The 22,897-nt window shown below is 59.4% G+C and carries 20 protein-coding genes; 9 read left to right on the plus strand and 11 right to left on the minus strand.

The window, feature by feature from the left end:
* The first annotated feature begins 12 nt into the window (after nucleotides 1-12).
* The 6 genes from ABUK73_RS07305 (at nucleotide 13) to ABUK73_RS07330 (ending at nucleotide 4,835) form a co-directional block, all read left to right on the plus strand.
* A complete protein-coding gene (locus ABUK73_RS07305) occupies nucleotides 13-969 on the plus strand; it encodes an ABC transporter permease (RefSeq protein ID WP_454892337.1) in 957 nt (318 codons plus the stop codon).
* A complete protein-coding gene (locus tag ABUK73_RS07310) occupies nucleotides 966-1,796 on the plus strand; it encodes an ABC transporter permease (protein WP_353576697.1) in 831 nt (276 codons plus the stop codon). The genes ABUK73_RS07305 and ABUK73_RS07310 overlap by 4 nt, the downstream gene beginning before the upstream one ends.
* Nucleotides 1,793-2,584 (plus strand): ABC transporter ATP-binding protein, encoded by a 792-nt coding sequence (locus ABUK73_RS07315; RefSeq protein WP_353576698.1) that lies wholly within the window; start codon nucleotides 1,793-1,795, stop codon nucleotides 2,582-2,584. The genes ABUK73_RS07310 and ABUK73_RS07315 overlap by 4 nt, the downstream gene beginning before the upstream one ends.
* Nucleotides 2,584-3,381, plus strand: a complete 798-nt coding sequence (locus tag ABUK73_RS07320; protein WP_454892335.1) for an ABC transporter ATP-binding protein — start codon at nucleotides 2,584-2,586, stop codon at nucleotides 3,379-3,381. The genes ABUK73_RS07315 and ABUK73_RS07320 overlap by 1 nt, the downstream gene beginning before the upstream one ends.
* Entirely contained in the window at nucleotides 3,368-4,477 is a 1,110-nt protein-coding gene (locus ABUK73_RS07325; RefSeq protein ID WP_353576699.1) for a pyridoxal-phosphate-dependent aminotransferase family protein, read from the plus strand. The genes ABUK73_RS07320 and ABUK73_RS07325 overlap by 14 nt, the downstream gene beginning before the upstream one ends.
* Nucleotides 4,478-4,652: 175 nt before the next feature.
* On the plus strand, nucleotides 4,653-4,835 hold the full coding sequence (locus ABUK73_RS07330) for a hypothetical protein (RefSeq protein WP_353576700.1): 183 nt from the start codon (nucleotides 4,653-4,655) through the stop codon (nucleotides 4,833-4,835).
* Nucleotides 4,836-4,945: 110 nt separating this feature from the next.
* Here the strand turns inward: ABUK73_RS07330 and ABUK73_RS07335 are convergent, their stop codons facing one another.
* From ABUK73_RS07335 to ABUK73_RS07360, 6 genes are all read right to left on the minus strand, one after another.
* On the minus strand, nucleotides 4,946-5,791 hold the full coding sequence (locus ABUK73_RS07335; protein ID WP_113090032.1) for a dipeptide ABC transporter ATP-binding protein: 846 nt from the start codon (nucleotides 5,789-5,791) through the stop codon (nucleotides 4,946-4,948).
* Nucleotides 5,788-6,654 carry an ABC transporter ATP-binding protein gene (locus ABUK73_RS07340; protein ID WP_113090033.1) on the minus strand — a complete coding sequence of 289 codons (867 nt, stop codon included), beginning with the start codon at nucleotides 6,652-6,654 and terminating at the stop codon, nucleotides 5,788-5,790. Before ABUK73_RS07340 ends, ABUK73_RS07335 begins: the two co-directional genes overlap by 4 nt.
* A 1-nt stretch (nucleotide 6,655) precedes the next feature.
* Nucleotides 6,656-7,564, minus strand: a complete 909-nt coding sequence (locus ABUK73_RS07345) for an ABC transporter permease subunit (protein WP_113090034.1) — start codon at nucleotides 7,562-7,564, stop codon at nucleotides 6,656-6,658.
* Between the two features lie 15 nt (nucleotides 7,565-7,579).
* Complete coding sequence (locus ABUK73_RS07350) at nucleotides 7,580-8,584, minus strand: ABC transporter permease subunit (protein WP_113090035.1); 1,005 nt, start codon at nucleotides 8,582-8,584, stop codon at nucleotides 7,580-7,582.
* A 148-nt stretch (nucleotides 8,585-8,732) separates the two neighbouring features.
* Entirely contained in the window at nucleotides 8,733-10,334 is a 1,602-nt protein-coding gene (locus ABUK73_RS07355; protein ID WP_353576701.1) for an ABC transporter substrate-binding protein, read from the minus strand.
* 291 nt (nucleotides 10,335-10,625) lie between these two features.
* Nucleotides 10,626-11,318 carry a superoxide dismutase gene (locus ABUK73_RS07360; protein WP_353576702.1) on the minus strand — a complete coding sequence of 231 codons (693 nt, stop codon included), beginning with the start codon at nucleotides 11,316-11,318 and terminating at the stop codon, nucleotides 10,626-10,628.
* A gap of 135 nt (nucleotides 11,319-11,453) precedes the next feature.
* Between ABUK73_RS07360 and ABUK73_RS07365 the strand changes: the two genes are divergently transcribed.
* The 3 genes from ABUK73_RS07365 (at nucleotide 11,454) to ABUK73_RS07375 (ending at nucleotide 14,880) form a co-directional block, all read left to right on the plus strand.
* The gene (locus ABUK73_RS07365; protein WP_353576703.1) at nucleotides 11,454-12,518 is read left to right on the plus strand and encodes an NAD(P)-dependent alcohol dehydrogenase; all 1,065 of its coding nucleotides are present in this window, start codon (nucleotides 11,454-11,456) and stop codon (nucleotides 12,516-12,518) included.
* Between the two features lie 100 nt (nucleotides 12,519-12,618).
* Nucleotides 12,619-13,671, plus strand: a complete 1,053-nt coding sequence (locus tag ABUK73_RS07370) for a sugar phosphate isomerase/epimerase family protein (protein WP_353576704.1) — start codon at nucleotides 12,619-12,621, stop codon at nucleotides 13,669-13,671.
* A gap of 21 nt (nucleotides 13,672-13,692) precedes the next feature.
* Nucleotides 13,693-14,880, plus strand: coding sequence for a Gfo/Idh/MocA family protein (locus ABUK73_RS07375; RefSeq protein WP_353576705.1), 1,188 nt, complete (start codon nucleotides 13,693-13,695; stop codon nucleotides 14,878-14,880).
* A gap of 875 nt (nucleotides 14,881-15,755) precedes the next feature.
* Here the strand turns inward: ABUK73_RS07375 and ABUK73_RS07380 are convergent.
* The 5 genes from ABUK73_RS07380 to ABUK73_RS07400 form a co-directional block, all read right to left on the minus strand.
* Nucleotides 15,756-16,628 (minus strand): DUF4167 domain-containing protein, encoded by an 873-nt coding sequence (locus tag ABUK73_RS07380; protein ID WP_353576706.1) that lies wholly within the window; start codon nucleotides 16,626-16,628, stop codon nucleotides 15,756-15,758.
* A gap of 392 nt (nucleotides 16,629-17,020) precedes the next feature.
* Nucleotides 17,021-17,845: a peptide chain release factor N(5)-glutamine methyltransferase gene (gene prmC / locus ABUK73_RS07385; protein ID WP_454892338.1), complete on the minus strand. Its 825-nt coding sequence runs from the start codon at nucleotides 17,843-17,845 to the stop codon at nucleotides 17,021-17,023.
* Nucleotides 17,846-17,883: 38 nt separating this feature from the next.
* Nucleotides 17,884-18,963 (minus strand): peptide chain release factor 1, encoded by a 1,080-nt coding sequence (gene prfA / locus ABUK73_RS07390; protein ID WP_353576708.1) that lies wholly within the window; start codon nucleotides 18,961-18,963, stop codon nucleotides 17,884-17,886.
* 29 nt (nucleotides 18,964-18,992) lie between these two features.
* On the minus strand, nucleotides 18,993-21,260 hold the full coding sequence (gene ptsP, locus ABUK73_RS07395; protein WP_353576709.1) for a phosphoenolpyruvate--protein phosphotransferase: 2,268 nt from the start codon (nucleotides 21,258-21,260) through the stop codon (nucleotides 18,993-18,995).
* A 173-nt stretch (nucleotides 21,261-21,433) separates the two neighbouring features.
* On the minus strand, nucleotides 21,434-22,711 hold the full coding sequence (locus ABUK73_RS07400; protein ID WP_353576710.1) for an aspartate kinase: 1,278 nt from the start codon (nucleotides 22,709-22,711) through the stop codon (nucleotides 21,434-21,436).
* Nucleotides 22,712-22,897 lie beyond the last annotated feature (186 nt).

Raw genomic sequence — 22,897 nt, forward strand, 5'->3', positions numbered from 1 at the left:
GTCGGTCGCAGAATGCTCAGCGCCATTCCGGTGCTGGTCATCGTGCTTCTCTTGACCTTCCTGCTGCTTGAAAATGCCTCTGGCGACGCGGTTGATGCCTATCTGGTGTCGATTGGCGGCGGTGACGCTGCCTTGCGGGAAACGCTGCGTGCCCAATACGGGCTCGATCAGTCCATGCTCGCAAGGCTGTGGCTCTATATCTCCTCCGTGGCCAGGCTCGATCTCGGCTGGTCCGTCGCTTTCGACCGACCGGTCCTGTCGCTTATTCTCGAGCGTCTGCCCAACACGCTGTTGCTCATGGGCAGCGCAACGGCGCTGTCCTTTGTGCTTGGCTCGGCCCTTGGCATTATTGCCGGGGCAAGACCGGGCAGCGTGCAGGACCGTGCACTCTCCACCCTGTCACTGGCGCTTTACGCCATGCCGGGCTTCTGGCTTGGCCTCGTGCTGGTCATCGCCTTCTCCGTCAAGCTGCGCTGGTTTCCCACATCGGGCATCGAGACGATTGCCTCGGGCAAGCAGGAGCTGGAGCGGGCTCTGGATATCGGGCGGCATCTCGTTCTCCCCGTCGCAAGCCTCGGCTTCATCTATCTCGCCCTCTTCCTGCGTGTCATGCGCAGCGCCATGGCAGAAATCTGGCGGCTGGAATTCGTGGCTTTCGCGCAATCGAAAGGCCTGTCCCGCAGCCGCATCGTGCTTCGCCATGTTGCCCGCAACGCTGCGCTTTCGCTCGTCACCGTTCTCGGCCTTCAGTCTGCGGCCATGCTCGGCGGCAGCGTCGTCATCGAAAGCGTCTTTGCCGTTCCCGGCTTCGGCAGACTGGCACAGGAGGCTGTCACCGGGCGCGACGCCCCGTTGTTGATGGGCATCATCCTGACAAGCGCCGTCTTCGTCATCCTCGTCAATCTGGTTGTCGATCTGCTCTATGCCGTGCTTGATCCGCGCATCGGCGCGCAGGAGGGCAGCGCGTGAGGTTTTTACGAAACATCACCCGAAACCCGGAGGGTCTTATCGGCCTGCTGATCCTCGTTCTCATCGCCGGTGCTGGCATCGCTGCACCGTTTCTGTTTCCCAAAGACCCGCTCTCCATCGTCGGCGCGCCACTCACGCCGCCTTTCGTCAATCCCGCATGGCCACTTGGCACGGATAGTCTTGGGCGTGATGTGCTAGCCGGGTTGTTCCACGGCGCGCGCGTGTCGCTTGCCGTCGGCATCAGCGCCGCCGCCGCCGCCCTCTTCATCGGCGCGGTCATGGGCACGCTCGCCGGCTTTGCCGGAGGCCTTATCGATGAAGCTCTGATGCGCGTCACCGATGCCTTTCAGATCGTGCCCAGCTTCCTCCTCGCTCTCGCCTTCGTCAGCACCATCGGCGCATCCATACCCGTCGTCATTCTCGCCATTGCTCTCGGCGCGTGGGCCGATCCGGCGCGGCTGACGCGGGCACAGGTTCTCTCCATCCGCGAGCGCGATTATGTGGCCTCTGCCCGCACCATCGGCATGCACCCGCTGGAGATCGCCTTCCGGCAAATCCTGCCAAATGCCCTGCCGCCGGTTTTGGCGCTGGCTGCCATTATCGTCGCCGCCGCGATCCTCACCGAAGCCGCCCTCTCCTTCCTTGGCTTGGGTGATCCCAATGTCGTCACATGGGGCTCGATGATTGCGCAGGGCCGAAATGTCCTGCGCTCCGCCGCCTATCTCTCCATCATTCCAGGCATCGCGCTGCTGCTCACGGTTCTCGGCGTCTATCTTCTGGCAGAAGGCATCAACAAGGCGCTGGCAGCGCAGGTGAAGACGCCATGAGCCAGATCCCGCTCTGCTGCATCGAAAACCTCAGCGTCACCTATGCCGGAGCAACACAGCCAGCACTGAAAGACCTATCCCTTTCGCTGGCGGCAAATCGCCGTCTCGCGATTATCGGGGAAAGCGGCTCCGGTAAAAGCACCCTTGCAAAACGGTTCGCCGGTTTGCTGCCACGCAGCGTCAAATCCTCCGGCACCATCACATGGAATCTGGAGCCCGCCACAACGCCCCGCCCCGGTCGCGATATCGGTTATGTCTTTCAAGACCCCGGCGCCAGCCTCAATCCGGTGCTGACGATTGGCGAACAGGTGGCCGAAGCCGCCGTCCGCCATCTTGGCCTGTCGTGGAAACAGGCGACCGCCCATGCCCGTGATCTTCTGGAACAGGTGCAATTGCCGCACCCCTCATCGCTGCTCAAGGCCTATCCGCACCAACTCTCCGGCGGCCAGCGCCAGCGCGTGGCGATTGCAGCCGCCATCTCCGCCCGCCCCAAAATCCTGATTGCGGACGAGGCGACGAGCGCGCTCGACACCATCACACAGGGTGCCATCGCCCGACTGCTCGACAGGCTGGTGCGTGAAAACGGCATGATGCTGATCTTCATCACCCACGATATCGCCCTCGCCTCGTCTCTGGCGGATGATATCGCCGTGCTGAAATCAGGCCGCTTGATCGAAGCGGGCGAAGCATCCCGCATTCTGTCACACGCGACTGACGCCTACACCCGAACATTGATCGCGGCGCATCTGGATCTCTCCACGCCGCCGCTGATCGAGAGTGTGCGCTGATGGCCGCGCTCCTTGCCGTCGAAGGCCTGTCAAAAACCTACCGCGCTCAAGGTCGCGAGATACAGGCCGTTGCCGATGTCTCCTTTTCTCTCGATCGCGGTGAAACGCTCGGCCTTGCCGGCCCATCCGGTTGCGGCAAATCCACCCTTGCCCGCCTCATCATGCGATTGATCGAGCCAGATACGGGTAGCGTCACATTCGAAGACCGCAACTGGCTGGCGCTGTCAGGATCAGACCTTCGCCACGCGCGCCGCCATATGCAGATGGTGTTTCAGGACACACACGCTGCCTTCAATCCCCGCTCCACCGTAGAAACCGCCATTGGCGAGCCGCTGCGCATTCACCAGATCGTGCCCGCCCGAGATCGACCCGCAGAAATCGCGAAGCTTCTGGAGCGTGTAGGCCTGTCGCCGGATTTTGCGGCGCGCCCTGTGCTGGAACTTTCTGGCGGTCAGCGGCAGCGTGTGGCGCTGGCGCGCGCGCTGGCACCGCGCCCCGCTCTCCTCGTCATGGATGAAGCTGTGTCCGCACTCGATGTATCGGTGCGTGCGCAGATTCTGGACCTGCTCGTTTCCATCCAGCGGGAAACCGGCCTTGCCTGCCTGTTCGTCTCCCATGATATCGCCGTCATCCGCGCCGTCTGTCACCGCGTCGCGGTAGTGGAAGCAGGCCATATTGTCGAATATGGTGAGACCCGGCGCATCATTTCCGCCCCGCAATCCGATACCGCCCGACGTCTGATTGCAGCTGTTCCCAAGCTCCAGCGTGATCAAGGAGACCACCATGCCCAACCGTGACTGGAGCCATCTGCTCGACATCCCCTCTTTCCCGGCAGAGCGATACGCTATCCTCGCCGACCGGCTGGGCAAGCTCATGGGCACGAAAAACGATGTGTTGCTGATTCAGGCGGAAGCCGTTCTGGCATTGGAGGCGGTAGCGACCAGCCTTGCGCATCCCGGCGTCACGGCGCTCAACATCGTCACAAGCCCCTATGGCACATGGTTCGGGCAATGGCTGGAACGCGGTGGCGCAGCGGTCCATAATCTCACCGCCGAGCCCGCCTGCCCCATCACAGTCGAGGCGGTCAAGGCCTCCATCGAGGCCAATCCCGGCGTCACTCTTTTGTCTGTCGTCCACGCGGAATCCGCCAGCGGCATTCTCAACCCGCTGGAAGAGATCATCGCGCTTGCCAAACAACGCGGCATTCTCACGGTCGTTGATGCGGTCGCATCCATCGGCGGCCATGCGCTCAATGTGGATCGCCTCGGCATCGACATTGCCGTCATTGGCCCACAGAAATCGCTTGCCGGCCCAGCGGGCATTTCCGCCCTCTCCGTCAGCCCAAAGGCGTGGGGCCTCTTGCAGCACGATAAGGCTCCCCGGATCTCCATGCTCTCTCTTCTCGATCAGAAGGAGCAATGGCTCGACCTCGGGCGACCTGCACTGCCCGGTACGGCCGCCCCGCTTGAACTCTTCGCCCTTCAAACCGCTCTGGACCGGATCGAGGCAGAAGGCATCGAGGCGGTTCAGAAACGCCACCGCCTCGCCCGAGACGCAACCCGCGCCGGACTGGAAACGCTCGGCACCACTTTATGGACACCGGCCACATCGGCATCCGCACTGATCACAACCGCCATCCTGCCGCCCGACATAAACCGCGACACATTCCTCTCCCGCCGAAACATCGCTGGTGCGGATTTGACGGCAGGCGTTGGACCCGGCACGGAACATTTGTTGCGGTTGAACCATACCGGCAGGCGCGCAACGGAAGAGGCGGTTCTGGCAAATCTCACCGCATTTTCTCAGGCGCTGGAGGCGCATGGACACCGCGCCAACCTCGACAACGCCCTCAAAACCGCAACCGAAATCTACCGTTCAAGCCGCTTCGCTTGAACGCACTGTTTTTCAATGTAGAAATGAAGCTTCGTATATTAGCGGTTTTTAGAAATGAATTTTCTAAAGTCGTCCACAGCTGTAACAGACTAATCCGCTAGCCAATCTTGACGAAATCGTGGCAACGCGCAAAACTTTACACCTTGTTAAAGATTGTGACGAAGAGGAACGAAAAATGGTTGCTGGCTTCAATATGCTTTCATTCGATCTGTTCGGTCTTGGTCGCAAGGCCCAGGAAGAAAAACTGAAACGCGACAGCGGCGCGCCTTCAGAGTCAAAGACCAAAGACGACTCGGAACAGCACGACCGCGATCAGGAACACGAGCTGTTCTTCTGGTCGCTCTATCCAGTGATTTAGAGAGTTTCATTGAATTGAGGGGCGTGTCTGCGATCTTACTCCCAAGCCAACGCTAACAAGACGCCCAACAAAAAAGCCCGACATCGCTGCCGGGCTTTTCCTTTTCCGTCTCAACTGGCCTTTGCCAGCTTCTTTGCTTCCACGCGGGCGCGGATGGAGTCCACGTCGGCTTTGGGGGTGGCGGCGAAGAGAGTGCGGGTATAGCTGTGCTTGGGGTCGGAGAAGACCTCGTCGCGGGTGCCGTATTCCACGGCCTCGCCGAAATACATCACCATGACTTCATCCGCGATGTATTTCACGACGGACAGGTCGTGGGAGATAAAGACATAGGTCAGGCCAAACTCGTCCTGCAGGTCGGCGAGTAGGTTCAGCACCTGGGCCTGAACGGAAAGGTCGAGTGCGGAGACCGGTTCGTCCAGCACCAGTAGCTTCGGGTTCAACATCAGAGCGCGCGCAATGGCGATACGCTGGCGCTGGCCGCCGGAGAACATGTGCGGGTAGCGGTTGTAATGCTCCGGCCCCAGACCCACACGCACCAGCATGTCGTTTGCCTTTTCGCGACGCTCGGCGGCGGACATGTTGGTGTTGATGAGCAGCGGTTCGCCCAGCACGTCACCGATTTTCTGGCGCGGGTTCAGTGAGCCATAGGGGTTCTGGAACACGATCTGCACCTTCTGGCGCATTTCGGCGGTCAGATGACCCGGACGCGTATCGACCTTCTGGCCGTCGATCAAGAGATCGCCGGAGGTCGGCTCATCGATGAAGGTCAGCATGCGGGCGAGCGTGGACTTGCCGCAGCCGCTTTCGCCGACGATGGCGAGCGTCTTGCCGGTTTCCAGCGCAAAGGACACGCCCTTGACCGCATGGACGGTCTTGGCCGGCTTCATGAAGCCACCGGGCAGGTGATAATCGCGCTTCATGTTGCGGATTTCGAGCATGGTGTTTTTGTCGGTCATGCTGTTTCTCCCGCGGATGTCGGGGCAGGTGTCGGTGTACCATCGAAGAATTGCGAAACGGTGGTCAGGCGATCACCCGTCGCATTTTCAGGAAGGGCAGCCAGAAGCGCCTTGGTGTAATTGCTCTTGGGGTTTTCAAACAAAGACAGCACATCGGCTTCCTCCATCTTCTTGCCCTTATACTGCACCACCACGCGGTCAGCCGTTTCAGCCACCACACCCATGTCGTGGGTGATCATGATGAGGCCCATGCCGTTTTCGGCCTGAAGCTTCATCAGAAGGTCGAGGATCTGCTTCTGGATCGTCACGTCGAGCGCGGTCGTCGGCTCATCGGCGATGAGGAGCTTCGGATTGCAGGCGATGGCAATCGCGATCATCACGCGCTGGCACTGGCCACCAGACATCTGGTGCGGGAAGTGCTTCAGGCGCTCTTCCGGGTCCGGCAGACCGACGAGCTTGAACAGCTCGATGGCGCGCGCATGGCGGGCCTTTTTGTCCAGACCCATGTGAATGCGCAGGACTTCCTCGATCTGGAAGCCGACCGTGAAGCACGGGTTGAGGCTTGCCACCGGCTCCTGAAAGATCATGGCAATATCCTTGCCGATCAGCTTGCGGCGTTCCGACGCGCTGATCTTCTGGATATCCTTGCCTTCAAACAGCATGCGGTCGGCGGTGATCTTCGCGGTCCAGGGCAGAAGGCCCATGACGGCGAGCATCGAGACCGATTTACCGGAGCCGGATTCTCCGACGATGGCGAGAACCTCGCCCTTTTCGACGGACACGGAAATGCCGTCCACGGCACGGAACCAGCCGCTGGCGGTTTCGAACTCGACGGTCAGATTATCGACTTGCAGAAGTGCCATGTCAGGACCTCTTCAGTTTCGGGTCAAGCGCATCTCGCAGACCGTCGCCTACCAGATTGATGGCGAGAACGGTGATGAGGATGGCAAGGCCGGGGAAGGTGACGACCCACCAGGCGCGCAGAATGAATTCGCGTGCTTCGGCAAGCATGGTGCCCCATTCGGGCGCTGGCGGTTGTGCGCCCATGCCGAGGAAGCCAAGGGCGGCTGCATCGAGAATGGCGTTCGAAAACGACAGCGTGGCCTGCACGATAAGCGGGCCCATGCAGTTGGGCAGAATGGTCTTGAACATCAGGCGCAGGGGTCCGGCGCCAGCCAGACGTGCGGCGGTGACGTAATCGCGTTCCTTTTCCGTCATCACGGCGGCGCGCGTCAGGCGCACGAAATGCGGCTGAAGAACGAGCGCGATGGCGATCATGCCGTTGGTGAGGCCGGGGCCGAGAATAGCGACCAGAACCAGCGCCAGAAGCAGCGACGGGAAGGCGAGGATGATGTCCATCAACCGCATGATGACCGTGTCCAGCCAGCCGCGATAGTAACCGGCGATAACGCCGATGATGATGCCGGTGGACAGGGACAGTGTCGTGACGAAGACGCCGATGAACAGCGAATATTGCGCACCGTGGATCAGGCGCGACAGGATATCGCGACCCAGCGGATCGGTGCCGAGCGGGAAGCTCCAGTTGCCGCCTTGCAACCATGCGGGCGGCAGGAGGATAGTCTCGCGATACTGCTGAAACGGCGAATGCGGCGCGATGAACGACGCAAATACCGCCACGAAGACGATGATGGCGAAAACATAGAGGCCGATGACGGCGCCGCGGTTTTCGGAGAAGTAATGCCAGAATTCGGACAGCATCTGGCGGCGCATCGCCGCGCTGCTGACCGGCTGGCTCTGAGTGGTTTCAGCCATGGGAAAAGTCACCTCTTAGTGGCGGATGCGCGGGTTGATCAGGCCATACAGCACGTCGACAATCAGATTGACGAACATGATGATGCCGGCGATCAGCAGCAAGCCACCTTGAATCACGGGATAATCGCGGCGGAAGACGCTATCGACCATCCATTTGCCGATGCCCGGCCAAGAGAAGATCGTCTCGGTCAGGATCGCACCCGCCAGCATGACGCCGATCTGAAGACCGATCGTCGTGATGACCGGGATCAGCGCGTTGCGCAAAGCGTGCAGCCCGACAACACGGAACGGCGAAAGGCCCTTGGCGCGGGCGGTGCGGATATAATCGTCCGACAGCACTTCCAGCATGGCCGAGCGCGTCTGGCGCGCAATAACGGCAAGCGGAATGGTCGCCAGCACGATGGACGGCAGGATCAGGTGGCTGACGGCAGAGGCAAAAGCGCCCTTCTGGCCCGACAGCAACGAGTCGATCAGCATGAAGCCGGTGACGGGCGGGAAGAAGAACATCAGCGAAATGCGACCCGATACCGGAGTCCATTGCAGAATGCCCGCAAACAGGATGATGAGCAGCGGTCCCCACCAGAAGATCGGCATGGAGTAGCCGACGAGCGAAACGCCCATCATGGTCTGGTCGAAGAACGAACCGCGCTTGATGGCTGCGATCACGCCGGCGGGAACGCCGATGACGATAGCAAGGATGATGGCGCACAAGGACAGTTCGACAGTCGCTGGAAACAGCGCAAAGAACTGGTCGATGATCGGCGACTTGGAAACGATGGATGTCCCGAAATCACCCGACAGGATGCCCTTCAGATAATCTAGATACTGGACGACCATGGGCCGGTCCATGCCAAGGGCGGCGCTGATCTGCGCATGCCGCTCCGGCGACATGACGCGTTCACCCGACAGCAATGCGACGGGATCGCCCGGCAGGAGCCGGATGAACATGAACGCGATAATGGAAACCCCGATGAAAGTCGGGATGAGCACGGCAATGCGCCGCACGAGAAAGCCAATCATGAAAAACCTTCGATCTGTTCCGCCTGGAACCTATGCGCTGGCAGTAGCGACCTTTTCGGTCTGCTTCTTTGTTGTTTAGGGATGCTTCAGAACGCAAGTGCCGCGCGCCTTGAGACAAGACACGCGGCATTTGCAGATGCGTCGAATGTTACTCGGAGATATCCACGTTTTCGAACGTGAAGTCACCCAGCGGGCTCTGAACGAAGCCCGTGACTTCCTTGCGCATCGGAACGACGGACAGGGAGTGGTCAATGGTGGCCCAAGGTGCCTGCTTCTTGAAGACGACCTGCGCCTCTTCGTAAAGCTTGGTGCGTTCTGCCTGATCGGTGGTGATCTTGGCCTTCTTCACGAGAGCGTCGAAGTCCTTATCGCACCACTGTGCACGGTTGTTGCCGCCAACGGCATCGCAACCAAGCAGCGTGTCGAGGAAGTTGTCCGGATCGCCATTGTCACCGGTCCAGCCGAGGAACACGGCGCCGTCACGGTCCTTTGCCTTCGAACGGTCGAGATATTCAGCCCATTCGTAGGAAACGATCTCAACCTTCACACCAATCTTTGCGAAGTCGTCCTGGATAACTTCGGCAGCGCGGCGGGCGTTGAGCATGTAAGGACGCGAAACCGGCATTGCCCAGACCTTCATCGAAAGGTCCTTGACGCCTGCGTCTGTCAGCATCTTCTTGGCTGCTTCCAGATCGTAGGTGTCGTCTTCAACCTTGTCGTTATAAGACCACATGGTTGGCGGCAGCGGGTTCTTGGCAGGTGTTGCCATGCCCTGGAACACGGCGTCAACGATGGCCTTCTTGTTGATGGCCTTGTTCAGCGCCTTGCGCACTTCTGGCTTGTCGAAAGGAGCCTGCGTGGTGTTGTAGGCGAGGTAGGCAACGTTGAGGCCTTCCTGCTCCATAACCGTCAGGGTCGGGTCTTTCTTCATGGAGGCAACGTCAGCTGCGTTCGGGTAAGGCATCAGGTGGCATTCGCCAGCCTTGAGCTTCTGGAAACGAACGGCGGCATCGGTGGTGATGGCGAAAACGAGATCATCGATCTTCGGTGCGCCGCCCCAATAGTCCTTGTTGGCCTTGTAGCGGATGACGGCATCCTGCTGGTAGGCGACGAAGGCGAACGGGCCGGTGCCGACTGGCATCTGGTTCAACTGTGCCTGCTTGCCATCAGCAGCCAGCTTGTCCGTGTATTCCTTCGAAACGATGGAAGCGAACGGCATGGCAAGGTTGGCAAGGAACGGTGCTTCAGGACGGTTCAGTGTGAACTTGACCGTCATGTCGTCGACCTTTTCGACGGACTTGATCAGCTTGGGGAAGCCCATGCCTTCGGCATATTCCCAGGACGTGCCCGGCACATACTGGTGCCATGGGTTGTCGGTCTTGATCTGGCGCTCAATGGAGAAAACGACGTCGTCGGCATTCAATTCACGCGTTGGCGTGAAGAAATCTGTGGTCTGGAACTTCACGCCCTTGCGCAGCTTGAAGGTGTAGACGGTACCGTTCTCGGTCACGTCCCAGCTTTCAGCCAGGCCAGCAACTGGCTTGGTGGTGCCGGGTTCGAATTCCAGAAGGCGGCTGTAAACGGTGTGGGCAGCGGCATCGAAAGTGGTGCCGGCGGTATAGAGACCGGGGTCGAAACCTTCCGGGGAACCTTCAGAGCAATATACGAAGGTTTTTGCGCTTGCAGCGGCAGGTGCAAAGCACGTCGCCGAAAGCAAGGCTGCAGCGATTAGGCCAAGTTTGTATCTCATAATTGAGCTCCCAATTTTTGTATCCGGCTCGCTTATTCCGCGACTACCGATGCAACGTGGTTATAAGAAACTTTGCACATACTCAAGCGGGCAACCGAAACGATTCAAGTCATTTTTGACCAAATGTTCAACTTCCCGCGATTTTGATACTAATTTAGGCGTATGGATTAGAATCTTTGTTTCGAAAACAGGAAATAACCACTGTGTTTTTGTCAGAAACACCTGCGCCAAACGAATGAAAGCGCCCTGAACCATCAGAGCGCTTTCAACGTGAAGACCATATGACAGGCGTCAGGCCTGGGTTATCTTGTCGCCGACGACCCGCCAGTTGACGAGGTTTTCCAGCACCTTTTTGATATGCTCTGGCTTGCGGTTTTCGTAATCGACGTAATAGGCATGTTCCCAGATGTCGATGCCGAGATAGGCGGGCCTGCCGACGGCAACCGGATTATTGGCATCTTCATAACCGACAAGCGCGAGCTTGTTCTGGTCATCGCGGGTCAGCCATACCCAGCCGGTTCCGAAGACTTCGTCGGATGTGGCAACGGCTTTTTCGATGAACTTGTCGTAGTCACCAAATGCGGCGTTCAGCTCGTCTGCGGCCTTGCCATCCGGCCTGTTCGGGCCGCCGGGCGTAAATTGCTCCCAGTAGACGACATGGTTCCACGCCTGTGCTGCGTTGTTGAAAATCTTCTTGTCTGCGGTTTTGCCAGCGGAGGCTTTAACGATCGCCTCAAGCTCCATGTCTGCGTAGGGCGTGCCTTTGGCCAGCGTATTCAGCTTGTCGAAATAGGCCTTGTGGTGCTTGCCGTAATGCAGGGCGACTGTTTTGGCGGAAATGTGCGGGGCAAGCGCATCTTCGGCAAAGGGCAGCGCGGGTTGCTTCAGCGGCAATGCGGCTTGGGCAATGGAAGGCGCGGAAAGGGCGGATGCTGCCGCCGTTGCGGCGGTTGCCGCCATGATGGCGCGTCTTGTCATTAACATGTGTCGGTCTCCTCTGGGTGTGTCCTCGAGAGCAAACAGGTTCACCCTTGAAAAGTTTCTTTTAGACCTTGCTTATTCGGGTTCTTCGCGATTTTGTTATCCGCAACATGCATGTTGAGAGTCGAGGAGGACAGAATGCAGTCTCAGGGAAAATCGGGCGAAGAGCGCGCACTTGTTCTGGAAGAAATGGGCAAGCTGTCCCTGCGTTCATTTCCACTGGAGGAGCAAGTCGGCCCTCACGATGTGCGCATCGCCATCCACACCGTGGGTATTTGCGGCAGCGACGTGCACTATTACACCCACGGCGCCATTGGCAATTTCGTGGTGCGCGAGCCGATGATTCTCGGCCATGAGGCATCCGGCACCGTGACCGAGGTCGGCTCGCAGGTGACGACGCTTGCCGTGGGTGACCGCGTGTGCATGGAACCGGGCATCCCGGACCCGATCAGCCGCGCAAGCCGCACCGGCCACTACAATCTCGACCCAGCCGTTCGGTTCTGGGCAACGCCGCCGATCCATGGTGTGCTGCGCGCATCCGTCGTGCATCCGGCTGCCTTCACCTTCAAGCTGCCTGACAATGTCTCCTTTGCCGCAGGCGCGATGGTGGAGCCCTTGGCCGTTGGCGTGCAGGCGGCAACGCAGGCCAAAGTCAAGCCGGGCGATATCGCCGTCGTTATCGGTGCCGGTCCCATCGGCCTCGTTACCGTGCTGGCAGCGCTCGCCGCCGGTTGCGCCCGCGTTATCGTCTCGGATGTCGATCCGGTGAAGCTGGACATGGCGCGTGGTCTTGGGCCGGTCGAAACCGTCAATGTGCGCGAGCATAATCTGGCCGAGCAGGTGTTGAAATCGACAGCGGGTTGGGGGGCGGACGTCATTTTCGAATGCTCCGGCGCGGAAGCGGCCATTACCCATGTGTTCGAACCGCTGCGGCCTGCTGGCACGGTCGTCTTCGTGGGCATGCCGACCAAGCTTGTGGCCTATGACGTGGTGGCCGCGCAAATTCGCGAGGCGCGCGTCGAGCATGTTTTCCGCTACGCCAACGTGTTTGGCCGCTGCGTGGACATGCTGGCCTCCGGCGCTATCGATGTCGCGCCGCTGATCACCCGCACCTTCGAATTCGAAGACAGCATCAAGGCGTTCGATATCGCCGCTTCTGCCCCTGCGGGCGAGGTGAAGATGCAAATTATCATGCCTGAGTGATGATTGAGGGTTGCACGAAATTTACGAGCGGTTAGCTTGTGTGCCGTTGACGGGCGGAGGCTGGAACCGTTCAACTGTATCGATGCAGGAGGAATAATTCATGAAGACGATCAAGGGACCGGGGCTTTTTCTCGGTCAGTTTGCGGGTGATGCTGCGCCGTTCAATACGTGGGATGGCATTACCAAGTGGGCGGCTGAAAAAGGTTATCTGGGCGTGCAGGTGCCAACCTGGGCCGGACAGTTGATCGACCTGAAAAAAGCAGCGGAATCCAAGGATTATTGCGACGAATTTGCCGGTGTCGCACGCCAGAACGGCGTTGAGGTCACCGAGCTTTCCACTCACTTGCAGGGCCAGCTGGTAGCCGTGCACCCGGCCTATGACGAAGCCTTTGACGGATTTGCCGCACCCGAAGTGCGCGGCAACCCCAAGGCACGCCAGGCATGGGCCGTGGAGCAGGTAAAGCTAGCGCTGAAGGCATCGCGCAATTTGGGCATCAACGCCCATGCCACCTTCTCCGGTGCGTTGGCTTGGCCGTTTATCTACCCTTGGCCGCAGCGTCCCGCCGGTCTGGTAGAAGCCGCCTTCGATGAGCTGGCCAAGCGATGGACACCGATCCTCGATTATGCCGACGAGCAGGGTGTCGACGTCTGCTACGAAATTCACCCCGGCGAAGACCTGCATGATGGCGTGACATTCGAGATGTTTTTGGAGCGTGTGAAGAACCACAAACGCGCCAACATGCTCTACGACCCCTCGCATTACGTGCTGCAATGCCTGGATTATCTCGACAATATCGACATCTACAAAGACCGCATCAAGATGTTCCACGTCAAGGATGCCGAGTTCAACCCGACCGGTCGTCAGGGTGTTTATGGCGGGTATCAGGGCTGGGTTGAACGGGCCGGACGCTTCCGGTCGCTGGGCGACGGACAGGTGGATTTCGGCGCGGTATTCTCGAAAATGGCCGCCAATAATTTCGATGGCTGGGCTGTTGTTGAGTGGGAATGCGCGCTGAAGCACCCCGAAGACGGCGCTGCCGAGGGTTCTGAATTCGTTAAGGCGCACATCATCCGCGTTACGGAAAAGGCGTTTGACGACTTCGCTTCCAGCGGTACGGATGATGCCGCCAACCGCCGCATGCTGGGCCTTTAAGAGAGTTTTCGAGGATATTTCATGGCTATTGAAGGAAAGACGACCGACAAGGCGAACAAACGGATTCGCCTTGGCATGGTGGGTGGCGGCGCAGGCGCCTTCATTGGCGGCGTGCACCGCATGGCGGCACGGCTGGACAATCGCTTCGAGTTGGTCGCAGGCGCTTTGTCGTCCACGCCCGAGAAATCGAAAGCATCCGGGCTGGAGCTTGGGCTGGACGAAGACCGTTGCTACGGCTCCTTCGAGGAAATGGCAGAAAAGGAAGCGGCACGCGAAGATGGCATCGAGGCCGTTGCCATCGTCACGCCCAACCACGTGCACTACCCGGCGGCGAAAGCCTTTCTGGAGCGTGGCATCCACGTCATCTGCGACAAGCCGCTGACCTCCAATCTGGAAGACGCCAAAAAGCTGAAGGCCGTGGCCGACAAGGCCGATGCGCTCTTCGTGCTGACGCATAATTACACCGGCTATCCTATGGCGCGCCATGCGCGTGAACTGGTGGAAACCGGCGCGCTGGGCGACATCCGCCTCGTGCAGATGGAGTATCCCCAGGACTGGCTGGCAGAACCCGTCGAGCAGACCGGTGCCAAGCAGGCGGTGTGGCGTACGGACCCGGCTCAATCCGGTGCCGGTGGATCGACCGGTGATATCGGCACACACGCCTATAATCTCGGCTGCTTCATTTCCGGCCTCGAAGCCGATGAGCTGGCAGCGGATGTGCATACATTCGTGGAGGGCCGTCGTCTGGACGATAACGCCCATGTCATGCTGCGCTTCAAGGCCAAGGACGGTAAAGCGCCTGCAAAGGGCCTGCTATGGTGCAGCCAGGTGGCCGTAGGCAACGAGAACGGCCTCAAGGTCCGCATTTACGGCACCAAGGCTGGCATCGAGTGGACACAGGCGGACCCGAACTATCTGTGGTTCACCAAGCTTGGCGAGCCGAAACAGCTGATCACCCGTGGCGGCGCCAGTGCCGGTGCAGCCGCCGCCCGCGTCAGCCGCATCCCCTCCGGCCACCCGGAAGGCTACCTCGAAGCCTTCGCCACCATCTACACCGAAGCCGCCAATGCCATCGATGCACGGCGCAACGGTACGGAGTTGGATAAGGCGGTTGTTTATCCGACCATTGATGACGGCGTTAAAGGCGTTGCCTTTGTCGAGGCTTGTATTGCTTCGTCGAAGCAGAATGGTGGATGGGTGAAGTTGTAAGGCTAATGGGGTTGGGCCACATCAACGGCACGCGATGTCGGGTGTGGCTCAGTTCTTGCTGCCTACTTTTATCGCTCACTTCACCGCAACTTGGCTGGAGAATTGCTTGGCGGCATGCACCGCTCCAAGCCCGTCTCCTTCTGCAGCCATTCTTATGCACGGGCTTAAGTTTGTTGGTCTGCGATCTCTGCTATTGGAGTGGTGAGCATGCCTCTTGCCAATCTCCCCCGTGGGGGAGATGCCCGGCAGGGTAGAGGGGGGTAAGCGGCGTACACCGACCTTTCGATGGAGCAGGGCAACCACACCCTCCGCCCTCATGCTGAGGCGCTTTGACCGTAGGGCAAAGCCTCGAAGCATCCGCCGCAAACTCTGCCCCGGGCACGCACTGCCCCAAGTCCGCAACCCTCGTCCTTCGAGGCCCCTGCGGGGCGCCTTTCCTTCGACAGGCTCAGGATGATGGATGAGGGTTGCTGTCGTCGCACCCTGCCTGCAGCCTCCAGCCTATTACTCTGCACTATCAAAAGGTAGGGCTGCCACACCCACCGCCCTCATGCTGAGGTGCTTTGGCCGAAGGGCAAAGCCTCGAAGCATCCGCCACGCGCACTGCTCCAAGCCCGCAACACTCGTCCTTTGAGGGGCGCTTTGCTCCCGCCTCAGGATGAGGGTTGCTGCGGTGTGCCTTGGCTTTCCACGTCAACTACAGTGATTCTGTGTTACACCTAGAGCAATCGAGAAGCCTGTCGCGCGCCCGTCCCCTGCCTTTACCTAAACCCGACAAAAGACCATGCGGCGCGGCACCTCCAAGCATCCCAACCACAAAAACGAAAAAACCCCGGCAAGACCGGGGTTCTTTAACTCACAAAAGCACGCGCAGATTACTCGGCGGCGTTTTCCAATGTTGGGGCTTCGCCGCCTTCGGTGCCTTCGGCTGCTGCTTCGCCATCTTCGCTGCCGGCTGCGCGGCGGGGGCGACGGGGGCGGGGGCTGGTGCTGCGGGGGCGGCGGGGGGCGCGCTCGGTTGGAGCGGTGCTGACCTGCGCTTCCTCTTCTACGGCAACTTCCTTGGGCGTGCCTTCGATGACAGGCTGCGGAGCGGAGCTGGCGTCGTAGACGGGGGATGCGGCAACCGGAGTGGCAGCAACGGGCGAAACAGTATTTTCATCCTGCTCTTCGCGCGGCTGGCGTTCCTGACGGGCGGGACGCTCGCGACGGTCGCGGCGTTCGTTCCGGTCCTGACGCTCTGGGCGATCCTGTCTGTCCTGACGCTCCTGCCGTTCAGGCTGGTCATTGCGCTGCGACTGATCGTTACGCTGGGCGCGCTGCTGGTTGTGATCCTGTTCGCCGGGCATGGAAACGATGACGTCGTCGTTGTCATCGCCGTCGATATCGTCACCATCGCGCTCCTGCTGGAACTCACCGCGATCATCGCGCTGGAAGCGCTCCTGCATCTGCGCCTGGGCAGAAGCAATGATACGGTTGTAGTGTTCCGCGTGCTGCAGATAGTTTTCGGCCATGACGCGGTCGCCGGAGCTTTGGGCATCCCGCGCAAGCGTCGAATATTTTTCGGCTATATGCTGGGCCGTGCCACGGATCTTGACGTCGGGGCCGGAGCTGTCATAGGTGCGGGTCAGCGGGTTACCGCCTTTGCGGTTAAAATTGTTGTTGTTGTTATTGCCGCCACCGCCGCCATTGTTATTGTTGTTGCTACCACGCCCCCGGCCGCGCTTGTTTTGCTGTCCTGGCCTCATCAATTGCTCACCTGAATTCTGTTTTGCTGATAATTCTCGTTGTTACGATGCAATCCGGAAGGAGGCGCCCGAAGTCCTGATTTCCGAAATTGCTCCCATCGCGCGTCTTGACCCAAGGACCAAGACCTCGCGTATAATGCCCGGATGCGCAAATGCTGCATCGAGCCGCCTGCGAACAAAGTTTACTGATTCACATGCCGGGAATGCCCAGCCTTTCAGGGTTCTCAAAAAGAAACCCGCTTCGGGACTGATCCATACCATGGCGAATCTAAAATTCGCCTTCAGCCACCCAGCATGTGGCCGCAAACTAGCCCGCTTCCTGCGGAAATCCAAGCCTTTTCTTTTGCTTTGCAAAATATCCTTGAACAAAACAGATATAGGAACGATCAAACCTATCTGCAAAAGATCAAGCCGCGGTCGTTGCCACCATAATCCTTGATCGCTTCGACACTGTTATAGCCGTGCGCCGCAAAGATGGCCGTGACATCCGCCTTCTGATCATAGCCGATTTCCAGCCCGATCAACCCGCCATCTACAAGGAAATCCACTGCTTTTTCGGCAATTGCGCGATAGGGAGAAAGACCGTCTTCGCCGCCATCGAGTGCCGCCATCGGATCGAAATTGCGCACATCCCGATCAAGCGTCCGGATGACATCGCTTCTTATATAGGGTGGATTCGACACGATTATGTCGAAGCGACCGGAAATGCGCTCAAACCAGTTGCTTTCCACCGTCTCGAAGCGATCTTCCAGGCCGTGGCGCTGCGCGTTGTTGCGCGCCGTTTCCATGGCGTCGCGGGAGATATCAGAGCCGACGCCCGACGTGCCGGGGCACTCATGCAAGAGCGCAAGGCAGATGGCGCCGGTGCCGATGCCCATGTCCAGAATGCGGGCCTGCCCCCGCCGGGCGACGATGCCGCGCAGATGCGGCAGCAGTGCATCCACCAGCACTTCCGTATCGGGCCGAGGCTCCAGCGTGCCGGGCGAGAGGATGAGATCGAGGCCGTAGAATTCACGGTGGCCGAGAATGCGGTGGACCGGCTCGCCTTCTCCTCGGCGGACAATCATGGTTTCGATACGGGCGATGTCATCGGCACTGACGATGCGACTTGCGTTCAGCACGAAATCGGTCAGCGAAAAGCCGATGACCTCCCCGATCAGCAGGCGCGCATCGGTCAGCGGATCGGCTACGCCTGCGGCATCGAGCCGTTGGCGCATCTGCGCGACCAGCTGCTGGACGGTTTGCGGTGACGATGTCAATGCTGCTCGCCGAGCTGGGCCAGCTGACCGGCCTGATAATCGGCAATCAGCGCATCGACCATTTCATCGATATCGCCTTCGATCATGCGGTCGAGCTTGTAGAGCGTGAGGTTGATGCGGTGGTCCGTGACGCGGCCCTGCGGAAAGTTATAGGTGCGGATACGCTCAGACCTGTCGCCGGAGCCGACCTGGCTTTTTCGGTCTGCGGAACGTTCGCTGTCAACCTTCTGACGCTCGATATCGTAAAGGCGCGAGCGCAGAACCTGCATGGCTTTGGCGCGGTTCTGGTGCTGGGATTTTTCCGATGAGGTGACGATGAGGCCGGTGGGCAAATGGGTAATGCGCACCGCCGAGTCCGTGGTGTTGACGTGCTGGCCGCCAGCGCCGGATGCGCGCATCGTATCGATACGAATATCTTCGGCGCGGATTTCGATGTCGATTTCTTCGGCTTCCGGCAGCACCGCGACAGTGGCGGCCGAGGTGTGGATGCGACCGCTGGCTTCGGTTTCCGGCACCCGCTGGACGCGGTGGACGCCGGATTCAAACTTAAGCTTGGAGAAAACGCCACGCCCGGTGATGGTGGCGATGATTTCCTTGAAGCCACCCGCCTCGCCTTCGCTGGCCGAAAGGATTTCCACCTTCCAGCCCTTGGTGCTGGCGAAACGCTCATACATCCGAAACAGATTACCCGCGAAAAGCGCGGCTTCCGAACCACCGGTGCCAGCGCGGATTTCGACAATGGCGCTTTTCTCATCCGCGGCATCCTTGGGCAGAAGAAGGATCTGCATGTCCTTCTCGAGCCCGTCGATTCGCTCCGACATCTCGGGAAGCTCGGCTTCGGCCAGATCGCGCATGTCCTTATCCGTGGACTTGTCGGCCAGAAGGGCTTCGAGATCGGCCACTTCGGCAAGCGCCTTCTCATATTCGCGGATGGTTTTGACCACCGGCTGCAATTCCGAATATTCAGACGCCAGCTTCACATAGACATCGGCGGCAGGGCCAGCCGACATGCGCGCTTCGATTTCACCGAAACGCCGCTCAAGCTCACGCATTTTTTCGACGGGAAGCTTCGCCACCTGTCACGCACTCCAATTTTTCTTGGCTTTCAAATAGGGATGGAATGGGTCGCTGCAAAGCGCAAAAGCAGCTGACGCGTGCTTTCCACCGACTTGTTATCGTCCAGTGCCGCTTCCAGCTCTTCCGACAGGGCCGCCACATCCAGCCCCAGCAGCATGGCCTTGACCGGGCCAATGGAGGTTGGGGACATGGAAATGGAGCGGAAGCCAAGCCCCATCAACGCCATGGCTGACAGTGGTTTGCTGGCCATTTCGCCGCACAGCGTGACCTGCGTGTTGTTGCGCGTACCGGCACGGACGATATCACGCAAAATGCGCAGGAAGGGCTTGCCGAGATTGTCGAAACGATCCGACACGCGGGCATTGCCGCGATCGACAGCCATGGTGAACTGGAACAGATCGTTGGAACCGACCGAGACGAAATCAACCTCTGCCATCAACTCATCCAGCTGCCACATCAAGGACGGCACTTCAAGCATGGCGCCGAACTGCAGCTTGCGCGGCAGGGAATGGCCGAATTTCGACAGGTGCTGCACTTCCTTTTGCAGCAGTTCCCGCGCGACGCGGATTTCCGAGACTTCGGTGATCATCGGCAGCATGATGCGCAGTTCGGCACCCGAGGCAGCACGAAGCAGAGCACGTAGCTGGGTACGCATCAGGCCTGGACGGTCGAGCGACAGACGGATGGCGCGCCAGCCGAGAGCCGGGTTTTCCTCTTCCTGACCGCGCATGTAGGACACGACCTTGTCGCCGCCGATGTCGAGCGTGCGGAAGGTGACCGGCTTGCCCTTGGCATTGCGCAGAACGCTGCGGTAGAAGGCTTCCTGCTCCTCGCCCTTCGGCATGTTGGAGGCGATCATGAATTGCAGTTCGGTGCGGAACAGGCCGATGCCGTCAGCGCCGGATTCGTCCAGTTGCGGCAGATCGACCAGCAGACCGGCATTCATCTTCAGATCGACGCGCTGGCCATCCTTGGTCACGGGCTCGACATCGCGAAGTGCTCGGAACTGTTCCTGACGCTTGGCGCGCAGGCGGACTTTTTCCTCATAGGCGCGCTGCAAATCGAGAACCGGACGCAGATGCACCTGTCCGTCATCACCATCGATGATGATGGGGTCGTTGTTTTCTGCGAGCGCGACGATGCCAGCGACCTGACCGATGATGGGAATGCCCATGGCGCGTGCGACGATGACGACGTGGCTTGTGACCGCACCATCTTCCAGCACCAGACCGCGGAGCTTTTCACGCGGATAATCCAGCAACTCGGCAGCACCCATGGCGCGCGCGAGAACGATGGCGTCGGCTGGAAAATCTTGTTCGGGACCGCGACCGCCATAACCGATCAGCTGCCGCAGCAGACGGTTGGCGAGATCGTCGAAATCATGCATCCGCTCACGCAGATAGGGGTCTGTCAGGCGCATCATGCGCGCCTTGGTGTCGCTCTGGACCTTTTCGACCGCCGCTTCCGCCGTCAGGCCGTTGCGAATGGCCTCTTCCATGCGGCGCACCCAGCCCTGGTCATGGGCGAACATGCGGTAGGTTTCCAAGACTTCGCGGTGTTCGCCTTCGGTGGCGACATCGCGGCGCTGGAGCATGTCATCGATGGACAGGCGCAGCGAGCCGATAGCTTCGGCCAGCCGCCGGATTTCCATATCGGCATCTTCGTTGAGAAGATTGGTCACGACGATGCGTGGATCATGCAGAACGACATGGCCAAGGCCGATGCCTTCGCCATAGGCATCGCCATCGATGGAGACTGCCCGTGTCAGGTCCAGTTCCACGCCGGGACGGGTGATTTTTTTCAATTCACCGCTCGCCACGATTTCCGCGATAAGCATCGCAGTTGTCTCAAGCGCTTCAACTTCATCCTCCCGGTATGTTCGGCTGGTCTTGTTCTGGACGACAAGAACGCCAAGAGTGCGACCGGATCTCAAAATCGGCACACCAAGGAATGAATGATAAATTTCTTCACCCGTTTCAGGGAGATAGCGGAAAGCGGGATGCGCCTGCGCATCGGAAAGATTGAGCGGCTGGGCAGATGCGGCGATGGTGCCGACGAGACCTTGCCCCATTTTCAGCTGGGCAAGATGGACTGCGTCTTTATTGAGTCCTTCGGTGGCGTAAAGCTCCAGAACGCTGTCGGAGCGCAGCACGTAGACGGAACACACTTCTGCGACCATGTTGCTGGCAATCTGCCGAACAATCTGGTCGAGACGCTCCTGCGGCTCAAGATGCTCCGCCATCATTTCGCGAAGCCGCTTGAGGAGGACGCGCGGACCTGCTGATAGGTCTCTCATCGCGTGTGCTCCCTGACACTACCACGCGCGGATCGATATGATCCGCACGAAAGGATCGATCAAAAACTATACCGCCTGCACAGCAAGCCGCAAGGCAGGGATGCACAGTCGATCTAACATCGCATCAACACGTCACTCAAAAGAATCGGATGACGTGTATCGACGTTACAGAATCAACTCTTATCCAGACCGTAAGCAGAATGCAAAGTGCGAACTGCAAGTTCCGCATAGGCGCCATCAATAAGAATGGAAATCTTGATTTCCGATGTCGTGATGGCTTTGATGTTGATGTTTTTTTCAGCAAGTGCCTTGAAAGCGCTTGCCGCCACGCCCGCATGGCTGCGCATGCCGATGCCGATAACCGAGACCTTGGCGAGGCCGGTTTCGTTCTGCACGACATCGAAGCCGATCTGCGCCTTGTTGTCTTCCAGCACCTTCAGCGCCTTGGGGGCATCGCCCGAAGGAACGGTAAACGTCATGTCGGTGCGCGAACCATCTTCGGAGATGTTCTGCACGATCATGTCCACATTGATATGCGCTTCGGCCAAAGGTCCGAAGATGGCAGCGGAAACACCCGGCCGGTCCGACAGGCGGCGCAGCGAAATTTGTGCTTCGTCCTTGGCATAGGCGATGCCGGTTACGACTTCCTGTTCCACGATTTCTTCCTCGTCACAAATCAAAGTACCGGGCGGATTTATAAGGTCACCCATGCCCGGCGCATCGGGATCCTCGAAACTGGAGCGCACGAAGGTCCGAACCTTGTGCACCATGGCAAGCTCGACAGAGCGAACCTGCAAAACTTTTGCGCCCAAGGATGCCATTTCGAGCATTTCCTCGAAGGCGACCTTCTTCAGGCGGCGTGCCTTGGGCACGATGCGCGGGTCCGTAGTGTAGACGCCGTCAACGTCGGTATAGATATCGCAGCGATCAGCTTTCACGGCAGCGGCAATGGCGACAGCCGATGTATCGGAACCACCGCGACCGAGGGTCGCGATACGGTTATCTGGGCCGAGGCCCTGGAAACCGGCAACGACGGCGACCTGACCTTCGCCCATGCGGCGAACGATATCGGAACCGTCGATTTCCAGAATGCGGGCAGCGCCGTGGGCGTTGTCCGTGCGGATCGGTATCTGCCAGCCCTGCCAGGAGCGGGCATTTACGCCGAGCGACTGAAGCGCAATCGCCAGAAGACCCGATGTGACCTGCTCACCCGAGGCGACGATGGCGTCATATTCACGCGCATCGTAAAAGGACGCGGCGCTGGCGCCTGCGACCTTCGGCGTGTTCTGAACCCAGTCCACCAGCTCGTTGGTTTTGCCGGACATGGCGGAAACGACGACGGCCACTTCATGGCCTGCATCCACTTCACGTTTCACATGCCGTGCGACGTTGTGAATACGTTCGAGGTTTGCGACGGACGTGCCGCCGAATTTCATGACAATGCGAGCCATAGTTTTGACCAGTACCATCCCATTTTGCCGCCAGACCCGGCGGACAAGAGCACAACCCCAGTCGGCTTTATCTGACGAAAAGCCTCAAGTTGCGGGTCTCATAGCGAAAAGGCATGGTCCACGCAATGCCGTTTATGAACCATGCGGTACGCCTTTAGGGTGCGTTTGCGTGGCGCGACATGGTGT

Source organism: Agrobacterium vacciniicorymbosi (assembly GCF_040427045.1).
In the GTDB taxonomy this organism is placed as follows: domain Bacteria; phylum Pseudomonadota; class Alphaproteobacteria; order Rhizobiales; family Rhizobiaceae; genus Agrobacterium.

Coding starts and splice junctions, on each gene's coding strand:
- ABUK73_RS07400 (WP_353576710.1), bottom strand. CDS start 22,711: ATGGCTCGCATTGTCATGAAATTCGGCGGCACGTCCGTCGCAAACCTC.
- prmC (WP_454892338.1), bottom strand. CDS start 17,845: ATGCGCCAACGGCTCGATGCCGCAGGCGTAGCCGATCCGCTGACCGAT.
- ABUK73_RS07345 (WP_113090034.1), bottom strand. CDS start 7,564: ATGGCTGAAACCACTCAGAGCCAGCCGGTCAGCAGCGCGGCGATGCGC.
- ABUK73_RS07380 (WP_353576706.1), bottom strand. CDS start 16,628: ATGAGGCCAGGACAGCAAAACAAGCGCGGCCGGGGGCGTGGTAGCAAC.
- ABUK73_RS07325 (WP_353576699.1), top strand. CDS start 3,368: ATGCCCAACCGTGACTGGAGCCATCTGCTCGACATCCCCTCTTTCCCG.
- ABUK73_RS07340 (WP_113090033.1), bottom strand. CDS start 6,654: ATGGCACTTCTGCAAGTCGATAATCTGACCGTCGAGTTCGAAACCGCC.
- ABUK73_RS07365 (WP_353576703.1), top strand. CDS start 11,454: ATGCAGTCTCAGGGAAAATCGGGCGAAGAGCGCGCACTTGTTCTGGAA.
- ABUK73_RS07350 (WP_113090035.1), bottom strand. CDS start 8,584: ATGATTGGCTTTCTCGTGCGGCGCATTGCCGTGCTCATCCCGACTTTC.
- ABUK73_RS07370 (WP_353576704.1), top strand. CDS start 12,619: ATGAAGACGATCAAGGGACCGGGGCTTTTTCTCGGTCAGTTTGCGGGT.
- ABUK73_RS07335 (WP_113090032.1), bottom strand. CDS start 5,791: ATGACCGACAAAAACACCATGCTCGAAATCCGCAACATGAAGCGCGAT.
- ABUK73_RS07375 (WP_353576705.1), top strand. CDS start 13,693: ATGGCTATTGAAGGAAAGACGACCGACAAGGCGAACAAACGGATTCGC.
- ABUK73_RS07360 (WP_353576702.1), bottom strand. CDS start 11,318: ATGTTAATGACAAGACGCGCCATCATGGCGGCAACCGCCGCAACGGCG.
- ABUK73_RS07315 (WP_353576698.1), top strand. CDS start 1,793: ATGAGCCAGATCCCGCTCTGCTGCATCGAAAACCTCAGCGTCACCTAT.
- ABUK73_RS07320 (WP_454892335.1), top strand. CDS start 2,584: ATGGCCGCGCTCCTTGCCGTCGAAGGCCTGTCAAAAACCTACCGCGCT.
- ptsP (WP_353576709.1), bottom strand. CDS start 21,260: ATGAGAGACCTATCAGCAGGTCCGCGCGTCCTCCTCAAGCGGCTTCGC.
- ABUK73_RS07330 (WP_353576700.1), top strand. CDS start 4,653: ATGGTTGCTGGCTTCAATATGCTTTCATTCGATCTGTTCGGTCTTGGT.
- ABUK73_RS07305 (WP_454892337.1), top strand. CDS start 13: ATGCTCAGCGCCATTCCGGTGCTGGTCATCGTGCTTCTCTTGACCTTC.
- ABUK73_RS07355 (WP_353576701.1), bottom strand. CDS start 10,334: ATGAGATACAAACTTGGCCTAATCGCTGCAGCCTTGCTTTCGGCGACG.